19 protein-coding genes are annotated in these 17,884 nt (G+C 41.0%); all 19 read left to right on the forward strand.

The genetic code is table 11. The features are described from left to right. Positions 1-26 precede the first annotated feature (26 nt). The 19 genes from ACIQXU_RS07685 (at position 27) to ACIQXU_RS07775 (ending at position 17,856) form a co-directional block, all read left to right on the forward strand. Entirely contained in the window at positions 27-1,424 is a 1,398-nt protein-coding gene (locus ACIQXU_RS07685) for a flagellar hook-length control protein FliK (protein WP_402987894.1), read from the forward strand. A gap of 8 nt (positions 1,425-1,432) precedes the next feature. After that, a complete protein-coding gene (flgD, locus tag ACIQXU_RS07690) occupies positions 1,433-2,068 on the forward strand; it encodes a flagellar hook assembly protein FlgD (RefSeq protein ID WP_402987897.1) in 636 nt (211 codons plus the stop codon). A gap of 11 nt (positions 2,069-2,079) precedes the next feature. Then, a complete protein-coding gene (locus tag ACIQXU_RS07695) occupies positions 2,080-2,463 on the forward strand; it encodes a TIGR02530 family flagellar biosynthesis protein (protein ID WP_402987900.1) in 384 nt (127 codons plus the stop codon). Positions 2,464-2,540: 77 nt separating this feature from the next. Then, a complete protein-coding gene (gene flgF, locus ACIQXU_RS07700) occupies positions 2,541-3,743 on the forward strand; it encodes a flagellar basal-body rod protein FlgF (protein ID WP_402987903.1) in 1,203 nt (400 codons plus the stop codon). A gap of 50 nt (positions 3,744-3,793) precedes the next feature. Then, positions 3,794-4,009, forward strand: coding sequence for a flagellar FlbD family protein (locus ACIQXU_RS07705; RefSeq protein WP_402988021.1), 216 nt, complete (start codon positions 3,794-3,796; stop codon positions 4,007-4,009). Then, positions 4,006-4,434 (forward strand): flagellar basal body-associated protein FliL, encoded by a 429-nt coding sequence (gene fliL / locus ACIQXU_RS07710; protein ID WP_402987906.1) that lies wholly within the window; start codon positions 4,006-4,008, stop codon positions 4,432-4,434. Before ACIQXU_RS07705 ends, fliL begins: the two co-directional genes overlap by 4 nt. Before the next feature lie 52 nt (positions 4,435-4,486). Next, complete coding sequence (gene fliM, locus ACIQXU_RS07715) at positions 4,487-5,485, forward strand: flagellar motor switch protein FliM (protein ID WP_402868343.1); 999 nt, start codon at positions 4,487-4,489, stop codon at positions 5,483-5,485. After that, positions 5,475-6,701, forward strand: coding sequence for a flagellar motor switch phosphatase FliY (gene fliY / locus ACIQXU_RS07720; protein WP_402987909.1), 1,227 nt, complete (start codon positions 5,475-5,477; stop codon positions 6,699-6,701). Before fliM ends, fliY begins: the two co-directional genes overlap by 11 nt. 20 nt (positions 6,702-6,721) lie before the next feature. Next, positions 6,722-7,084, forward strand: a complete 363-nt coding sequence (gene cheY, locus ACIQXU_RS07725) for a chemotaxis protein CheY (RefSeq protein WP_063231856.1) — start codon at positions 6,722-6,724, stop codon at positions 7,082-7,084. A 19-nt stretch (positions 7,085-7,103) separates the two neighbouring features. Continuing rightward, positions 7,104-7,778 carry a flagellar biosynthetic protein FliO gene (locus ACIQXU_RS07730; RefSeq protein WP_402987912.1) on the forward strand — a complete coding sequence of 225 codons (675 nt, stop codon included), beginning with the start codon at positions 7,104-7,106 and terminating at the stop codon, positions 7,776-7,778. Then, positions 7,775-8,440: a flagellar type III secretion system pore protein FliP gene (gene fliP, locus ACIQXU_RS07735; RefSeq protein WP_402868349.1), complete on the forward strand. Its 666-nt coding sequence runs from the start codon at positions 7,775-7,777 to the stop codon at positions 8,438-8,440. Before ACIQXU_RS07730 ends, fliP begins: the two co-directional genes overlap by 4 nt. A gap of 14 nt (positions 8,441-8,454) precedes the next feature. Next, on the forward strand, positions 8,455-8,724 hold the full coding sequence (gene fliQ / locus ACIQXU_RS07740) for a flagellar biosynthesis protein FliQ (protein ID WP_402987915.1): 270 nt from the start codon (positions 8,455-8,457) through the stop codon (positions 8,722-8,724). 3 nt (positions 8,725-8,727) lie between these two features. Further along, entirely contained in the window at positions 8,728-9,504 is a 777-nt protein-coding gene (gene fliR, locus ACIQXU_RS07745) for a flagellar biosynthetic protein FliR (RefSeq protein WP_402868354.1), read from the forward strand. A gap of 2 nt (positions 9,505-9,506) precedes the next feature. Next, complete coding sequence (gene flhB, locus ACIQXU_RS07750; RefSeq protein ID WP_402868355.1) at positions 9,507-10,589, forward strand: flagellar biosynthesis protein FlhB; 1,083 nt, start codon at positions 9,507-9,509, stop codon at positions 10,587-10,589. Between the two features lie 37 nt (positions 10,590-10,626). Further along, a complete protein-coding gene (gene flhA, locus ACIQXU_RS07755; protein WP_402987918.1) occupies positions 10,627-12,663 on the forward strand; it encodes a flagellar biosynthesis protein FlhA in 2,037 nt (678 codons plus the stop codon). After that, the gene (gene flhF, locus ACIQXU_RS07760; RefSeq protein ID WP_402987921.1) at positions 12,660-13,832 is read left to right on the forward strand and encodes a flagellar biosynthesis GTPase FlhF; all 1,173 of its coding nucleotides are present in this window, start codon (positions 12,660-12,662) and stop codon (positions 13,830-13,832) included. Before flhA ends, flhF begins: the two co-directional genes overlap by 4 nt. Beyond that, on the forward strand, positions 13,816-14,682 hold the full coding sequence (locus ACIQXU_RS07765; RefSeq protein ID WP_402987924.1) for a MinD/ParA family protein: 867 nt from the start codon (positions 13,816-13,818) through the stop codon (positions 14,680-14,682). Before flhF ends, ACIQXU_RS07765 begins: the two co-directional genes overlap by 17 nt. A gap of 10 nt (positions 14,683-14,692) precedes the next feature. Next, positions 14,693-15,790, forward strand: coding sequence for a protein-glutamate methylesterase/protein-glutamine glutaminase (locus tag ACIQXU_RS07770; RefSeq protein WP_402987926.1), 1,098 nt, complete (start codon positions 14,693-14,695; stop codon positions 15,788-15,790). Positions 15,791-15,810: 20 nt separating this feature from the next. Then, entirely contained in the window at positions 15,811-17,856 is a 2,046-nt protein-coding gene (locus tag ACIQXU_RS07775) for a chemotaxis protein CheW (RefSeq protein ID WP_402987929.1), read from the forward strand. Positions 17,857-17,884 lie beyond the last annotated feature (28 nt).

The following is a 17,884-nucleotide window of genomic DNA, read 5'->3' on the forward strand; positions in this document are numbered from 1 at the left end:
GTCGTATGAAAGGAGGTGATTTAAACGTGAATTCGGCCATTAATTCGATGCTACCTTTGGCATCAGTGAATAAAAAAGTACAACCCAACCAGAGCCAAGGATCAAATGCCCAGTTTGGATCCGCCCTTCAATCCGCATTGACTGTAGAGACAGATTCGGACAAGACGTTGGATGCAGAATCTATCACTCTTTCGGAGGAAAAACTCACAACACTAAAGGATTTGGTGGATTTCTTGAAACAATCCAATTTAAGTGATCTTGAAGGGGGAGTAGCAGCTGAGGACTTGTTAATAAACGAGTCGTCAGGTTCGGGAGAGTTACTTTTACAGCTACTGCAAATTCTTAACGGTGATGACAAAACTAGTCTAGAGAGATTTTTTACAAGTATCGAAGAACTTGATTTAGATAGTGACCAGGAAGAGATGGCACTCGACGCTCAAAGTCTTCTCGGTGCTAATGTCATGGACCTATATACAATCCTTAAACAAGTTGCATCGTTAAGTGAAGATGAGTGGAAACAGCTCCCAATAGAGGGAACGGCAAACCTTTTAAAGCTAGTGAAAGTTCAGGAACTTCTATCAGAAACTAAAGATATGACACAGGACGAAGCATCCATCCAGAAGCAAATGAAGAACGTGCTTGATGGAATAACCGGAAAGCTTGAAAAATGGGTGTCCAATGAGCAACAGAAAAAAAGTGGAGATCTTGATTTTTCAGTTCTAGTGGACAAAGGGCAGAATAAATCTCTCGAAACGGTGAGGAATGCATTCTCTCGGATGGTAGGGGCTGATAAAGAAGGAAACAAGCAAGGTCTGGGTTTGCCAATACAGATTGTAAAGTCAGCTCACTTTAAGCTCACTCTAACGAAAAGTGGAAATTCAGGAACGCTTAGCAATGAAAAGGTTTTAAATGAAGCTATTAACCAAGGTGCAAGTGTACAGGGGCAAATCACAAAACTGGAACAGCTGGTTATGACAGCTTCCAAAGATGGACAGACGGTTAGTCAAGATGAATTCGTCAAGCGATTTGAATCCATCCTGAACAAATCAAATTTCTCAGGAACGAATGGCGTCAATAAGCTGTTAATCAGACTGAATCCTGAACACCTGGGTTCACTTAGAATTGAATTGATCCAAAAAGATGGTCTGATGACAGCAAGAATCTTAGCCACTACAGCACAAGCAAAGGATATGCTGGAGAAACAGGTTCAAGGTTTAAAGCAAGCCTTTAGCGGGCAGAACATTCAAATCGAAAAAATCGAAATTGCACAGGCCTTCAACTCTTTCAATGCAGAGAAATTCAGCCAGAAAGATGCAGAGGACCAAAGCAGACAACACCAAGAAAGCAAGCAGGAAAGTAACGAAGAATCAGAAAGTGAATTTACCAGTTCATTTGCTGAAGCCCTGTTAAATCTAGAAGTGTAGGTGAAGAAATGACGACGATTGATACATCACTCATGTTATCAAACTATCAAACCGAAACAAGAAAAACGGGGGATAATCTAGGAAAAGATGATTTCCTGAAGTTGTTGCTTACTCAACTGCAAAATCAAGACCCTTCAAGCCCGATGGACAATTCGGAGTTCATAGCCCAAATGGCGACTTTTTCATCTTTAGAACAGATGATGAATATCGGAACTAAAATGGACGAGTTGCTTGCATCCAATCAGCAAAATAGTTTGATGAACTATAACTCCTTTGTTGGTAAAGAAGTGACATGGCATAAACTTGACGAGGGTGATGAGAACCTTGCAATTGAAGAAGGAACAGGAATCGTGGATTCAATTCAATTTAAAGGAGATAAAGTTTATTTCCTTTTAGAAGATGGAACCAAACTTGAACCGGCGAATATTTCAGCCATGAAGCAGACGGGAACAGGCTCAAATAGCCTGACGACAGCAAGCGAGCTGATTGGTAAAAGTGTCACGTGGAATGATGAGAAAAACGGTGAGCAGTCGGCCATTGTAACATCAGTATCGATGAATAATGGCAAGCTGCAAATCGAAGTGGATGATGAAACAGGCACAAAATTATCAAGAGAGCAATTGATAAAAATAGCTGGCGCTTAAGGAGCGGAACGATGAATAAACTAGGCTTTCAAACTAATTCCGCTCAAGCGATACCACTGATGAAATCACCCTTGAGACAAAGGCAAACGGTCCAGCAAGGATTTCAACAGCACTTCAAGACAGCTGTAACAGATGTTGAAAAACTGACGATCAGTAAACACGCTCAAATGCGGATGAATCAAAGGAAAATAGAAATAAATCCCCAAACTTGGGATCTAATTGCCGATAAAGCAAGTGAGGCCAAAAAGATGGGAGTGACAGAGTCACTCATAATCACCGATAATGCGGCGCTCGTAGTCAGCACGAAAAATAACAAAGTTATCACTGTCATGGACCGAGATGAAGCATCGTCTCAAATTTTCACGAATATCAATGGAACCATATTACTGGATTAACGGGCCGGCCCTAGTATAGGAAGCCTAGACTGTGGAATGACAGAAGCAGTCGCTAATATGAAAGGGGAACGTTTAATATGCTTCGTTCAATGTACTCAGGAATCAGTGGGTTGAAAAACTTACAAACAAAATTGGATGTCATCGGGAATAATGTGGCTAATGTAAATACGTATGGTTTTAAGAAAAGCCGTGTTACTTTCAGTGATACGATGAACCAAACAATATCAGGGGCAAGTGCTGCAACGGAAAATAGAGGGGGGACCAATGCCAAACAAGTAGGTTTAGGATCTACAATCGCGACGATAGACACGATTCATAGTCAATCAAGCTTGCAAACTACTGGACGTGATCTAGACTTGGCTGTATCCGGTGATGGCTATTTCGTCGTTAAACAAGGTGACGCCTTATCGTATACACGTGCCGGAAATTTCTATTTAGATGATAATGGTACCCTCGTAAACTCGAGTGGATCCAAAGTACAAGCCTACAAGGTTGATGCAAATGGAAAATTATCGAATACAATCGGTGATGTAGCAGTTAACGTAAATGCTGTTTTACCGGCAGTAAAGACAACTACAGTAACCGTGAGTGAGAATCTTGCAGCAGACGCTATTAAAGGTTCCGTATTTAGTCAGCAAATCAAAGTGATTGATGATAAGGGTCAAGAACAAACGAAAACGATGTATTTTCAAAAAACATCTGAACCAAATGCTACTACTGGTTCATGGGATGTATTTGTAGACCAGGAACCACCGACTGTTCCTGGTACTACAGGTTCAGGTCAATTAACTACTCTTGCTTTTGATAATAACGGTAATTACACTTCTGGTAATAAAACAGAAGCTACCATAAATTATAATTTTTCAAACCTTACCCAAGTTGCAGGAACAACAACAGCTCTTGTCAATCCAAACGGTAATAAAGAAGGAAAACTGGAAAGCTTTAACTTCGGCGCTTCAGGTGAAATTAATGGAATATACTCAAACGGGAAAATCGTGACATTGGGTCAGTTGGCCATCGCCAAGTTCTCAAACGCTTCTGGTTTAACCAAAACTGGCGGTAGCACATTCCAGGAATCGATTAACTCAGGAACGGCGAACATCGGTGTAGCTGGGGATGGCCGCGGAACACTTGCATCCGGGTCATTGGAAATGTCCAACGTCGATTTATCCGAAGAGTTCACGGAGATGATTGTTGCTCAGCGTGGTTTCCAGTCGAATTCGCGGATCATCACGACGTCTGATGAAATTCTGCAAGAACTGGTTAACTTAAAACGATAGGTTAAGGGAGGGAGGAGCCAGGCGCTGATTTGCTCTGGCTCCTACATATTATTATTAAAGTGACAAGGCTGAATGGCAAAAGATTTCATATTAATGCATTGTACATAGATACGGTCGAATCGCTGCCGGATACGACCATTACTTTTACAAATGGCAAGAAGATTGTAGTACTTGAGAAAGAAGAGGAATTGATTCAGGCTATCATTCAATTCTACCGTTCCGTTAACGTTCTTGGATTTCAAAAAGATGGGGAGGGAAGCGTATGAAAAAAAAGCTATTGACGATTATATTGATTATGCTTGTGGCGATAACCCTGGTTGGCGTCATAGCAGTAGTGGTTGTTACGAAGTTATCTGACCCCACATCGGCAGAAGACAAGCCAAGTATAGATGAAATCGTTAAATCTTCTGTTGAAATTCCTGAGATTACGACGAATCTAGCGGGCAATGATTATATTAAAATATCATTTATGGTCCAGACAGATAGTAAAAAGGCTAAAGAAGAACTGGAAAAAAGGAATTTTCAAGTGAAAAATATCATTATAACCGAGCTTTCCGAAATGAAGGCAACAGATTTGACAGGTAAAAAGGGCAAGGAAAAACTTCAGAATACATTAAAGACTAAAATTAATGAATTAATGGAAGAAGGAAAAGTTGAAAAGGTTTATATAACCTCCTCGATTCTTCAATAAGAACATCCTGACTTCATTAAATAAGAAGGGGAAGTTTTGGAGGTGAATGCTAATGTCCGGGGAAATATTATCGCAAAATGAAATTGATGCACTACTATCAGCGATTTCTACAGGAGAAATGGATGCAGACGATTTAAAGAAAGAAGAAATAGAAAAAAGGGTGAAAGTGTACGACTTCAAGAGAGCGCTCCGGTTCTCGAAAGACCAAATTAGGAGTTTGACACGCATCCATGACAATTTCGCAAGGTTATTGACAACCTATTTTTCAGCGCAGCTAAGAACCTATGTTCAAATTTCGGTCGCTTCCGCTGACCAAATCCCTTATGAAGAATTTATACGGTCCATCCCAAAAATGACAATTTTGAATGTATTCGAGGTCCCACCCTTGGATGGTCGCATCATACTGGAGGTCAACCCGAATATTGCGTACTCCATGATGGACCGGGTGTTGGGCGGCAGGGGCGTCAGTGCAAATAAAGTTGACAGTCTAACGGAAATCGAAACGAAAATCATGTCAAATCTCTTTGAGAAGGCTTTTGAAAATTTACAGGAAGCCTGGGAGACAATTGTCGAAATCGAACCGGTGATGACGGAATTCGAAGTGAATCCGCAGTTCTTACAGCTAGTTTCACCCAATGACACAGTGGTGGTCATTTCGTTGAATACCCAGATTGGTGAAACAAGTGGAATGATCAATATATGTATACCGCACGTCGTATTAGAACCAATCATACCAAAGTTATCTGCTCATTACTGGATGGAAACGTCCCAAAAAGAAAGACTGCCTGAGGAAATCAAGGTCTTGGAAACGCGTATCAGGAATTCAGACCTCCCGATTATATCCGAGCTTGGAACCACTGATATTACCATACAGGATTTTCTGCTTCTTGATGTAGGTGATGTTATCGATTTAAATCAGGCAATCGATCAACCTTTATTAATTAAAGTTGGAGGAATTCCAAAATATAGTGGGCAGCCAGGCAAAGTAGGTAAAAAACATGCCATCCAGATTCTTGATATTTTGAAAGGGGGAGACGAAGATGGTAAGTGACGAAATGCTTTCACAAGACGAAATAGATGCCCTTTTAAAAGGTACAGATGATACAGATGAAGGGGTAAGCTCGCTTCCCATTGCTGATTATTTATCAGCAATGGAACTGGATGCACTCGGTGAAATCGGGAATATCTCTTTCGGAAGCTCAGCAACTGCATTATCTACCTTATTGAACCAAAAGGTGGATATCACGACTCCGACTGTTACCATCATTGAAAAGGGTAAGATAGCAGAGGAGTTTCCACAGCCATATGTGGCCATCCAAGTAAGGTATACGGAGGGTTTTTCCGGTATCAATATGCTTGTTATCAAGCAAAGTGATGCAGCCATCATCGCCGATTTGATGTTGGGTGGTGATGGATTAAGTCCTTCGGATATGCTAGGTGAAATCCAATTAAGCGCGGTCCAGGAAGCAATGAATCAAATGATGGGGTCCGCCGCTACGTCAATGTCGACCATTTTCAGCAAAAAGGTTGATATTTCTCCACCTAGCATAGATTTACTCAATTTTTTGAACGGCGAAGGCGAGGACGCCATCCCGAACGAAGATCTATTTGCAAAAATTTCGTTCCGGTTGCGCGTCGGTGATTTAATTGATTCAAGCATCATGCAGTTATTGCCTTTAGAGTTCGCTAAGGGATTGGTCGATGAACTATTGAATGGTACCGGAGATAGTGAACCTGCCGAAATTCCAAAGGAAATGGAACAGGTGGCCAAAAATCAGCCACAGAGCATTCCGACACAAGCGACAGTTCAATCACAGATGCCGATTACGAACCAATCAGCCCATGATCCATATGCACAAATGCCTTATCAGGCACAACAACAGACTTATCAAATGCCCAATGAACCTCAGCATTTTGGTTCACCAAGTGCATCCAATGGAAAGCCTGTAAATATCCAACCAGCTAGTTTCACAAGTTTTCAGCCTTATCAACTTCAAGAATCGGAAACGAAGAACCTCAGCATGCTGATGGACATTCCTCTTCAAGTAACGGTAGAGCTTGGCAGGACAAAGCGTTCGGTCAAGGAAATCCTGGAGTTGTCATCCGGTTCTATCATTGAATTGGATAAACTGGCTGGGGAACCCGTTGATATTCTTGTAAACAGCCGGTTAATCGCAAAGGGCGAAGTTGTTGTCATTGATGAAAACTTTGGAGTTCGAGTTACTGATATTATGAGTCAGAGCGACCGATTAAAAAAAATTAGATAAAATTTGGGGGAAGAAACAAAATGGCAAATAGAATATTAATTGTAGACGATGCAGCATTTATGAGAATGATGATCAAGGACATCCTTTCTAAAAATGGCTTTGAGATTGTCGGAGAAGCGGCAGATGGAGCCCAAGCAGTTGAGAAATATAAAGAAACGCACCCGGATCTTGTAACGATGGATATAACGATGCCTGAAATGGATGGAATTACCGCATTAAAGGAAATTAAAAAGGTAAATCCTCAAGCCAAGGTCATCATGTGCTCTGCAATGGGCCAACAAGCGATGGTCATTGATGCCATTCAAGCGGGAGCCAAAGATTTCATTGTAAAACCGTTCCAAGCGGATCGCGTATTGGAAGCCATAAATAAAGCACTAAGCTAACTAAGAGGGTGTCTTCATATTGTTTGCTTTAAAAAAATGGCTTCAAGTTTCATTAGCGCTAGTCATTGTGTTTTGCGGGGCCATTCAGGCCCATGCACAAGATCAGGATGACACAGTAAAGAATTTTTTTGAGCCAGAAAATTCAAAAACGGATAAAACTGATAAATCAAAAGAATCCCTTTCTACCGATTCCCAATCTACCGATGAAGCAACGAATCCTGAAAAAGTGGGGATTACTGGATGGGAGTTCCTCAGGATGATTCTTGCGACCATTTTTGTGGTCGTGCTGCTCTATATAGTTTTAAGATTTGTAGGAAAGAAAAGCAAAACGTATCAAAAAGCCAATTCGGTTGAGAATCTGGGAGGTACGAGTCTTGGGGCAAACCGATCCGTACAGCTTGTAAAAGTCGGAGGAAGGATTCTAGTCGTAGGGGTTGGTGAAAACATCCAACTTTTAAAGGAAATAGATGATCCAAAAGAATATGAACAGCTGATAGAAGATTACAATGGGAAAATGGACCAGATGATCCAGCCAAGAGATCTTGTGGCAAAAATGAAAGGCAAATGGCTGAAAAAGGATGAAACAGAGACTAATAGTTTTTCCTCGGAGTTCAAAAATCAGCTCGAGAAAATGTCTAAAAGCAGGAAGAAGCTGTTAAAAGAACTTGATAGGAAAGGAAGAGACAAAGAATGAATGAGTTCATGGAGTTCTTTAACAACAGTGATCCCACTAGCGTCTCTACTTCCGTCAAGTTAGTTCTTTTGCTAACCGTTTTATCTCTTGCTCCTAGTATATTGATTTTAATGACGTGTTTTACGAGGATCATCATCGTACTCAGTTTTGTCAGGACTTCGCTGGCGACGCAACAGATGCCGCCGAACCAGGTACTGGTCGGCTTGGCTCTTTTCATGACTTTTTTCATCATGGCTCCCACTTTCCAGGAAGTGAATGAGAAGGCATTGACTCCTTTATTTAATGAAGAAATTGATTTGGAAGAGGCGTATGAGCAAGCAGCGATTCCTTTTAAGGAATTTATGAGCGCTCATACGAGACAGAAAGACCTGGCCTTATTTCTTGACTATGCCCAGGTAGAACAGCCAAAAACGATACAGGATATCCCCTTGACTGCTTTTGTTCCAGCATTTGCAATCAGTGAAATTAAAACGGCCTTTCAAATAGGATTCATGATTTTCATTCCATTTTTAGTGATAGATATGGTTATTGCCAGCGTCCTGATGTCAATGGGGATGATGATGTTACCGCCGGTCATGATTTCCCTCCCATTCAAGATCCTTCTCTTCATTCTTGTTGATGGTTGGTATTTAGTAGTGAAGTCATTATTACAGAGTTTTTAAGCAGGTGAGAAAAGATGAGTGCAGATTATGTGATTGATGTAGCAGAAAAAGGGATTTATATGGTGTTGATTGTTGCGGGTCCGTTGATGTTGATAGCTCTTGTGGTCGGGTTATTAGTAAGTATCTTTCAGGCAACCACTCAGATTCAGGAGCAAACATTGGCCTTCGTTCCGAAAATTGTGGCTGTTTTATTGGCGCTTATTTTATTGGCCCCATGGATGCTCAGTCATCTATTATCGTACGCCAATGATATATTCGGTAATTTGAATCGATTTGTAGGTTAGGGCATGGAGGAAATATTCCCTTACTTTCCTGCTTTTTTATTAATAGTAGTCAGGGTTACTACCTTTTTCGTGGCCATGCCGATTTTTTCGTATCGATCAATTCCGATACAGCACAGAATCGGGTTGGGGGTTTTCCTGGCTTGGATCATGTACTATACCATCGATGCCCCGGTTCTGGATTTGGATGTGACTTTTTATTTATTGATCATGAAAGAAGCACTTGTAGGACTTTTCATTGGGTTTGCTGCTTATATGATTTTGTCTGCGGTCCAAATTGCCGGTGGGTTAATCGATTTTCAACTGGGCTTTTCGATAGCGAATGTCATCGATCCACAAACAGGAGCACAAAGTCCCTTGATGGGACAATATTTATACACGATAGCCCTATTGTTTCTATTAAGCACCAATGGTCATCATTTACTACTGGATGGAATCTTTTATAGCTATCAATTTATCCCGATTGACCAATTGTTCGTCCCGTTCGGCGACCAAACAATAATAGAGTACTTGGCCAAGGCGTTTAGTAAAGCATTTATGATTGCCTTTCAAATGGCGATCCCAGTTGTGGGGAGCATATTTTTAGTGGATGTCACGCTTGGTATCCTAGCAAGGACCGTTCCTCAACTAAATGTTTTTGTTGTCGGCATCCCTGTGAAAATCATCGTGGGTTTAGCGATTGTCATCATAGTCATGGGAATGATGATGACGGTTGTGTCACAGTTATTTAACTTCATGCTCCTGACGATGCGTCAGTTAATGCAGCTGATCGGGGGCTTATGACAATGGAATGGATACAACTGGATTTACAGTTTTTCGCCGGTGAAAAAACGGAAAAGGCAACCCCAAAAAAACGTCAGGATTCAAAGAAAAAAGGACAAGTTGCCAAAAGTCAGGATGTCAACACATCAGTTAATTTAATCACTGTATTCTCAGTGTTGCTGCTGATGGGACCCTATATGTACAATCATTTACTCTCCCTTATGAAGAAATACCTACAGAACTTCACGATGGCCGATTTCAGTGAAGAGGGGATGCAAGTCATTTTGCTCGAAATTCTTGTAGAGATGGGACTTGTTCTGGGTCCTGTTTTTCTGGCAGCAGTGGTAGCAGGGATTTTGGCCAATGTGATGCAAATCGGTTTTATGTTTTCTACGGAATCGATTCAGTTCAAGCTCGAAAAGCTGGACCCCATTAAAGGGTTTAAACGAATTTTTTCCATGAGGGCAATTGTTGAATTATTGAAATCCATTCTTAAAATATCATTTGTTGGTTTTGTTGCTTTTTATGTACTCTGGAACCGTATGGAAGAGATTATGATTTTATCACAGATATCTGTGGCAGATGCAATGGCAACATTGGCGGATATTACGATTAAAGTAGGGTATTATGCTGCCGTGGCTTTATTGTTCATTGCACTATTGGACTATATGTATCAAAAATATGACTTTGAAAAAAACATCCGGATGTCTAAGCAAGATATTAAGGATGAATATAAAAATTCTGAAGGCGACCCGCTCATTAAATCTAAAATCAGGCAAAAGCAACGTCAGATGGCTGCCCAGAGAATGATGCAGGAAGTGCCGAATGCGGACGTTGTCATTACAAACCCCACGCATTTTGCCATTGCTCTAAAATATGATGAAAATGAAGCGGAAGCTCCCTTTGTCGTGGCGAAGGGTGTGGATTTTGTTGCTCAGAAGATTAAATATATCGCGAAAGAAAATGATGTCGTCATGGTTGAAAATCGGCCTTTGGCAAGATCGTTATATGATCAAGCCGAAGTGGGACAAGCGATACCGGAAGAGTTTTTTAAGGCAGTCGCTGAAATACTGGCCTTTGTATATAAAACGAAAGGCAAGCTTTAAAAGGTAGATTGTTACCTGTTAGTTAGGAGAGAAAAACATGCGAGCAAGAGATTTGGTTGTTATATCGAGTGTCATCATGATTGTCGCCATGTTGGTCATACCATTACCAACTTGGTTATTAAGTATCTTACTTCTTTTAAATATATCTCTTGCGCTGTTGGTTCTATTGACTACGATGAATATGAAAGAGCCGCTTGAGTTTTCAATCTTTCCGTCGCTGCTCTTATTATTAACACTATTCAGACTCGGTTTGAATGTGTCCACGACTCGTGCCATTTTGACGTATGGAGATGCTGGCGGTGTAGTTGAAACCTTTGGCTCCTTTGTGGTTGGAGGGAATGTTCTTGTAGGCTTAGTGGTATTTATAATCTTGGTCATCATCAATTTCATTGTCATCACTAAAGGGTCCGAAAGGGTATCTGAAGTAGCGGCAAGGTTTACGCTGGATGCGATGCCTGGGAAACAAATGGCCATTGACGCCGATTTGAACGCTGGGATGATCTCTGAAGGCGAAGCACGTACAAGGCGAGAAAAAATCAGCAACGAAGCTGATTTCTATGGATCCATGGACGGAGCGAGCAAGTTTGTAAAAGGTGATGCCATTGCAGGTATCATCATTGTCATCATCAACTTGATTTTTGGGATGATCATCGGTGTCATGCAATTGGACATGAGCTTTGGCGAATCGGCCGTCCATTTTTCCATGTTATCGGTGGGCGATGGAATCGTCAGCCAAGTCCCGGCATTACTGATTTCAACGGCTACAGGGATTGTCGTGACTCGTGCGGCCTCTAATGGCAATTTAGGTGCGGATATCGTTGAGCAGTTATTTCAATTTCCTAAAATGCTTTACTTGACTGCAGCAACAATTTTCCTCTTGGGATTATTCACCCCCATATCGGATGTATTCACAATGCCGATTGCCGCTTTGTTGGTTCTGGGTGGATATGTCATTTCCAAAACACCACAACCTGATGAAAGTGAAATCCAGGAGATGGAAGAAGTATTGGAAACGGACGAGATGAAAAGTCCTGAAAGCGTCGTGAACCTTTTGAGTGTCGACCCCATTGAATTTGAGTTTGGCTATGGACTAATCCCCCTTGCCGATACGAATCAGGGAGGAGACCTTCTTGATCGGGTGGTCATGATCCGCAGACAGCTGGCAATCGAAATGGGTCTGATCATCCCGGTGGTGCGGATTCGGGATAATATCCAGTTGAATCCTAATGAATATCGCTTGAAAATCAAGGGAAGTGAAATTGCCAACGGAGAATTACTTTTGAACCACTACTTAGCCATGAGTCCTGGTATAGAGGACGATACAATAGAAGGAATCGATACGGTTGAACCGTCATTCGGTCTGCCTGCTAAATGGATTACGGAAGACATGAAAGAGCATGCGGAAATGATGGGCTATACCGTGGTGGATCCTCCGAGTGTGGTTTCCACGCATTTAACGGAAGTCATCAAAGCTAATGCTCATGAACTTTTGGGCAGGCAGGAAACGAAACAATTAATCGATCATCTACGAGAAACATCGCCGATTCTCGTCGAGGAGGTCACCCCGAATCCATTATCGATTGGGGATGTCCAAAAGGTATTGGCAAAACTATTGAAAGAAAAAGTTTCGATAAGGAACTTACCAATCATTTTTGAAACGCTTGCTGATTATGGAAAGTTATCTACTGATACCGATTTGCTCACTGAATATGTAAGGCAGAATTTAGCAAGGCAAATTACGAACTCCTTTATTTCAGGAGAAAACCGGATAAAAGTCATCACTTTATCGGGAAAAGTGGAGAAGGCGATTGCAGATGCGGTACAACAAACTGAACATGGTAACTTTTTATCGCTCGATCCTACTGTATCCCAGTCGATACTAGAGGCGATTGCCAGTAAATTGGAGGAGCTGACTTTGATGGATCATCAACCGATTGTGCTTTGCTCCCCAGCTGTACGTATGTACGCTCGACAATTGACAGAACGTTATTTTCCCAATGTACCGATTCTTTCATACAATGAACTCGAATCAAATGTAGAAGTACAAAGTGTAGGGGTGGTGAATATTGATTGAGAGTAAAGAAATATATGGCACCTTCCATGTCTGAAGCCATGAAGCAGATACGACAAGAGTTAGGCAGTGAAGCGGTCATTTTAAGTTCGAAAGCGGTATTCACGGGTGGTTTTCTAGGGTTGTTCAAGAAAAGGAATATTGAAGTCATGGCTGCCATCGATCCCGTTTCACAGCCCGCCCAACCCGTAACTAAACAAAAAGAGAAAAAGCTGCCTGTAAAACCGGCACTTGAGAGTACTATAGCGAAAAACAATGAACAGGCTGCATCAAAACAAATCAACCGGGGAGATGTTGAACTGGTAAAGGAAATTGAGGGGTTAAAAGGGATGATAAGAAATATACAAATCCCATCACACGCCCATTATCCGGAGAAACTACAACAAGTTTATGAGTATCTTATCGAACAGGATGTCGATACAGTTATCCGCTCACAAATCATGGACGAGCTCCTTGATAAATGGTTTGCTACTAAAGCGGATTCTACTGATGAAGAGATTAAAAACTGGCTAGAAGCATCTTTGTGTAAACTAGTGGATCAGGTACCGAATGGAAGGCCCGGCCTGCAGAAGAAATATATTAATATTGTAGGTCCGACAGGTGTTGGCAAGACAACAACTTTAGCTAAGGTAGCAGCAGAGACCATGCTGAAGCATGATAAGAAGGTAGCTTTCATTACAACCGACACGTATAGGATAGCTGCTATCGATCAGTTGAAGACATATGCAAAGATTCTAAACGTTCCAATCGAAGTGGCTTATAACTTGGAAGATTTCAAAAAAGCCACAGAACGCTTTTCTCATTATGATTATGTTTTTATCGATACAGCTGGAAGGAATTTTCGCAATCCGCAGTATGTTAAAGACCTAGGGGAAATCATCCACTTCACAGATGAGATGGAAACGTACTTAGTGCTTTCATTGACTTCGAAGCAAAAGGACATGGAGGATATTTATCGACAGTTCACGACGGTTCCGATTAAGCAGGTCATTTTTACGAAAGCGGATGAAACGTCTACTTTTGGTTCGATCTTTAATTTTATTCACACTCATAAATTGGGGGTAGCTTATATAACAAATGGACAAAATGTGCCAGATGATATTGAAAAAGCAACTTCATCCAATTTATTGAAGATGGTTCTTGGAGCTAAAGATTATGAAAGATCAAGCTGAAAACCTAAGAAGGAGACTGGAATTGCAAAAAAACCATTTAATGGCCAAGACACTTGCCATCTTGAGTGGAAAAGGTGGAGTCGGTAAATCCAACTTTTCTTTGAACTTTGCCATTTCCTTGTCGAAACTGGGAAAAAAGGTATTGTTGTTCGATATGGATATTGGAATGGGTAATATAGATATCTTATTTGGGCAGCATTCTCCATATAGCATCGTTGACTTTTTTGAAGATGGTCTAAGCTTGAAAGAGATTATGACCACAGGACCGGAACAAATTTCCGTAATAACAGGTGGAACCGGGCTGACCCACCTTTTTACTTTAGATGAAGATAAATATGCACGTTTTACTGATGAATTTGGTTCTCTGCTAGAGAGTTATGATTATATATTGTTTGATATGGGGGCAGGTATCACACAGGATTCCGCAAAATTCCTTTTGTGTGTGGATGAGTTAATCATCATCACAACCCCAGAACCGACTTCTGTGATGGATGCTTACTCTACGATGAAATACATTCATTCAATAAATGATGAGATTCCATTTTTTCTCGTTTGCAATAGAGTGTTCACGAAAAAGGAAGGGAAAGAAACGATGATCAGACTTCAAAATGCCCTGAGAAAATTCCTTGGAGCGGAGATGGTTACACTTGGATATCTCCCCGATGATAGATCCGTTTCCAAAGCGGTTTCCAAGCAAATTCCTTTTATCCTTTCTTATCCTGATGCGGCTGTTTCCAAATCTCTAATCGAGGTTGTATCTAGATATGTAAATCATGGCTTAGGTGAAGAATCAATTATACAAAAAAGTAATTTCCTGCAAAATATGAAACGATATTTTCTTGGAAAGTAGGTTTCCTTATATGGAAAAGGTTAAAGTGTTGATCGTGGATGATTCCGCGTTTATGAGGAAGCTGATTTCTGAACTTTTAGCAGAAGATAATAGAATGGAAATCATTGGTACGGCCAGGAACGGTAAAGATGCTTTATTAAAAATAAAATCGCTGAAACCGGATGTCGTCACCTTGGATGTTGAAATGCCGGTTATGGATGGATTAGAAGCGTTAAACCGGATTATGGAAGAATGTCCGACAGCAGTGGTCATGCTATCAAGCACGACGAAGGAAGGGACGGAAAGTACATGTATCGCCATGCAGAGTGGCGCCATTGACTTTATTGCTAAGCCTTCAGGGGCTATTTCACTGGATTTGCATAAAATTAAGGAAGAACTATGTGAGAAAGTTATGGCAGCCAGCCTTGCAAATGTTCACAAACTACAAAAAAGTGCGATAAATGTTGGAAGAAACCCATCAGACTGGAAAAAATATAGTAAAATAGAATCAAAAGAAATTAACGATATTGATAATGATATGAAAAAATGGTTCCATGGCAATAAAAAGATTGTAGTTATTGGTACATCGACAGGAGGACCAAGAGCTTTGCAGACAGTATTGACGGGTCTCCCGGAAAATATCGATGCCCCTATTTTGATTGTCCAGCATATGCCTCCCAGCTTCACGAAATCCTTAGCCGATAGGCTCAATTCATTATCGAGGATACGGGTAAAGGAAGCGGAAGATGGGGAGTTGATTCAAAAAGGAGTAGCTTATATCGCGCCGGGGGGCTTCCATTTCAAAGTGAAAAAAGTTGGTTTGAGCCTTGCGGTAGAATTGGATCAATCCGAGCAGCGAAATGGGCACCGTCCTTCGGTGGATGTGCTTTTCGAATCAGTAAGTGAAATAGCGGAATTTGCAAAAATAGCTGTTGTCATGACTGGAATGGGTATGGATGGTTCAAGCGGACTTACCAAGTTGAAAAGAACTGGTCCCTTAAAGGCAATAGCAGAGTCACAGGAGACGTCAATTGTCTTTGGAATGCCAAAGGCGGCAATTGCTACCAATTTAATAGATAGCATAGAGGATGTAGATAAAATAGCAAAAGCCATAATTGGCTATTGCTAACATACGGGGGTGGAGATTGTATGGATATGAATCAGTATTTAGAGGTATTTATTGAAGAAAGTAAAGAACATCTTCAAACGTGTAGTGAACAGCTGTTGGTACTTGAGAAGAACCCGGAGGATCTTTCGATAGTCAATGAGATTTTTCGTTCCGCACATACTTTAAAAGGTATGTCGGCTACAATGGGCTATGAGGATTTAGCTAATTTGACCCATAAAATGGAAAATGTTCTAGACGCGATCCGGAACAGCAAAATTATCCTAACTCCTGAACTGTTCGACGTAATATTCTTGGCGGTGGATGACCTAGAAGCAATTGTCATGTCGATTGCTGAAGGCGGAGATGGCAAACGTGATGTGACGAACGTGGTGCGAAAATTGCAACAAATCGAAAAAGGTGAATCACTGGTTATCCCTACAATTAATGAAACGGCAGCAGCATCTCCCGTTCTAGAAACAATGGAACAAGCAACGATGGGCGAATATGACGAATTCGAAATGACTGTTTTGCAGCAATCCAAGGAACAAGGATTTAAAAGCTATGAAATTTCAATCAGCTTACGTGACGACTGCCTTTTAAAAGCTGCAAGAGTGTTTATGGTGTTTGAAGTTCTTGAAAAGTCAGGTGAGGTGATAAAATCGAATCCACCCGCTGAACTTTTGGAGGAAGAACAATTTGATCAGAAATTCACGGTTACATTGGTGACCAATGAATCGATTGAAGAGACCAAGAAAAAAATCATGAAGGTTTCAGAAGTGGATGTCGTCGAAATAACAGCCCTAAATCTGGAAGAACTACGTCATGCTGCAAATATTAAAGAGGAAAAAAAAGCGGCCGATAAAAAGCCTCAGGAAGGTACGGACCAGTCACCTTCAATCAATGAGGCTAAAGAAACAAAAAAAGCGGTCAAGCATGCTCCAAGCAAGACCATTCGGGTAAATATCGAGCGGCTAGATATATTAATGAACTTATTTGAAGAACTAGTTATCGATAGAGGAAGGTTAGATCAAATTTCAAGCGATTTGGATAACCAGGAACTGCACGAAACTGTGGAAAGAATGTCTCGCGTAACAAGCGATTTGCAAACGATTGTGTTGAACATGCGCATGGTTCCTGTCGAAACGGTATTCAACCGTTTTCCGAAAATGGTACGCCAATTAGCGAGGGATTTAAATAAAAAGGTAGATTTAGAGATTATCGGCGCTGAAACTGAATTGGACCGAACGGTCATTGATGAAATTGGCGACCCACTCGTTCATTTATTAAGAAACGCGATGGATCATGGAGTGGAGACACCTGAAAAGCGTCTTTCTATGGGGAAAAATGAAGTAGGGAAGATTCTATTAAAGGCCTATCATAGCGGTAACCATGTGTTCATTGAAATTGAAGATGATGGAGCTGGTATTAATAAAGAACGGGTTTTAAGTAAAGCCCTTTCCAATGGAATACTAACGAAGGAAACCGCCGCAACACTATCGGATAAGCAAATTTATGAATTGATTTTCGCTTCAGGTTTCTCCACAGCCGATACCATTTCGGATGTATCTGGCCGTGGCGTAGGTTTGGATGTCGTGAAGAACACAATAGAATCACTGGGCGGATCGGTAACAATCGACTCTAAGGAGAATGAAGGGTCCATTTTTCTCATACAACTTCCTTTGACGTTATCTATCATTTCCGTCATGTTAGTTGAAATTCAACAGGAGAAATATGCAATCCCTCTTTCTTCTATTATAGAGACAGCCATTATAAGAAAAGAAGATATTATGAATGCCCATAATCAACAAGTGATCGACTTTAGAGGAAAAGTGCTGCCACTCCTGTTCCTAAAGGACATTTTTGAAGTGCCCGTACAAAACGAAGAAGAAGAGTTTCTTTCAATCGTTATAGTCAGGAAAGGCGAAAAAATGGCGGGACTTGTAGTGGATTCCTTTATAGGGCAACTTGAAATCGTCTTGAAGTCATTAGGTAATTATTTATCGACTGCATTTGCTATATCTGGAGCTACTATTTTAGGCGATGGCCAAGTAGCCTTGATTGTCGATTGCAATGCATTGATTCACTGACCATTTTAATATATAGATTCGCTACAAT

The sequence above is a fragment of the Peribacillus sp. NPDC097284 genome (assembly GCF_044761765.1).
Taxonomy (GTDB): Bacteria; Bacillota; Bacilli; order Bacillales; family DSM-1321; genus Peribacillus.

Coding starts and splice junctions, on each gene's coding strand:
- flgD (WP_402987897.1), top strand. CDS start 1,433: ATGACGACGATTGATACATCACTCATGTTATCAAACTATCAAACCGAA.
- ACIQXU_RS07695 (WP_402987900.1), top strand. CDS start 2,080: ATGAATAAACTAGGCTTTCAAACTAATTCCGCTCAAGCGATACCACTG.
- flgF (WP_402987903.1), top strand. CDS start 2,541: ATGCTTCGTTCAATGTACTCAGGAATCAGTGGGTTGAAAAACTTACAA.
- fliL (WP_402987906.1), top strand. CDS start 4,006: ATGAAAAAAAAGCTATTGACGATTATATTGATTATGCTTGTGGCGATA.
- fliM (WP_402868343.1), top strand. CDS start 4,487: ATGTCCGGGGAAATATTATCGCAAAATGAAATTGATGCACTACTATCA.
- fliY (WP_402987909.1), top strand. CDS start 5,475: ATGGTAAGTGACGAAATGCTTTCACAAGACGAAATAGATGCCCTTTTA.
- cheY (WP_063231856.1), top strand. CDS start 6,722: ATGGCAAATAGAATATTAATTGTAGACGATGCAGCATTTATGAGAATG.
- fliP (WP_402868349.1), top strand. CDS start 7,775: ATGAATGAGTTCATGGAGTTCTTTAACAACAGTGATCCCACTAGCGTC.
- fliQ (WP_402987915.1), top strand. CDS start 8,455: ATGAGTGCAGATTATGTGATTGATGTAGCAGAAAAAGGGATTTATATG.
- fliR (WP_402868354.1), top strand. CDS start 8,728: ATGGAGGAAATATTCCCTTACTTTCCTGCTTTTTTATTAATAGTAGTC.
- flhB (WP_402868355.1), top strand. CDS start 9,507: ATGGAATGGATACAACTGGATTTACAGTTTTTCGCCGGTGAAAAAACG.
- flhA (WP_402987918.1), top strand. CDS start 10,627: ATGCGAGCAAGAGATTTGGTTGTTATATCGAGTGTCATCATGATTGTC.
- ACIQXU_RS07765 (WP_402987924.1), top strand. CDS start 13,816: ATGAAAGATCAAGCTGAAAACCTAAGAAGGAGACTGGAATTGCAAAAA.
- ACIQXU_RS07770 (WP_402987926.1), top strand. CDS start 14,693: ATGGAAAAGGTTAAAGTGTTGATCGTGGATGATTCCGCGTTTATGAGG.
- ACIQXU_RS07775 (WP_402987929.1), top strand. CDS start 15,811: ATGGATATGAATCAGTATTTAGAGGTATTTATTGAAGAAAGTAAAGAA.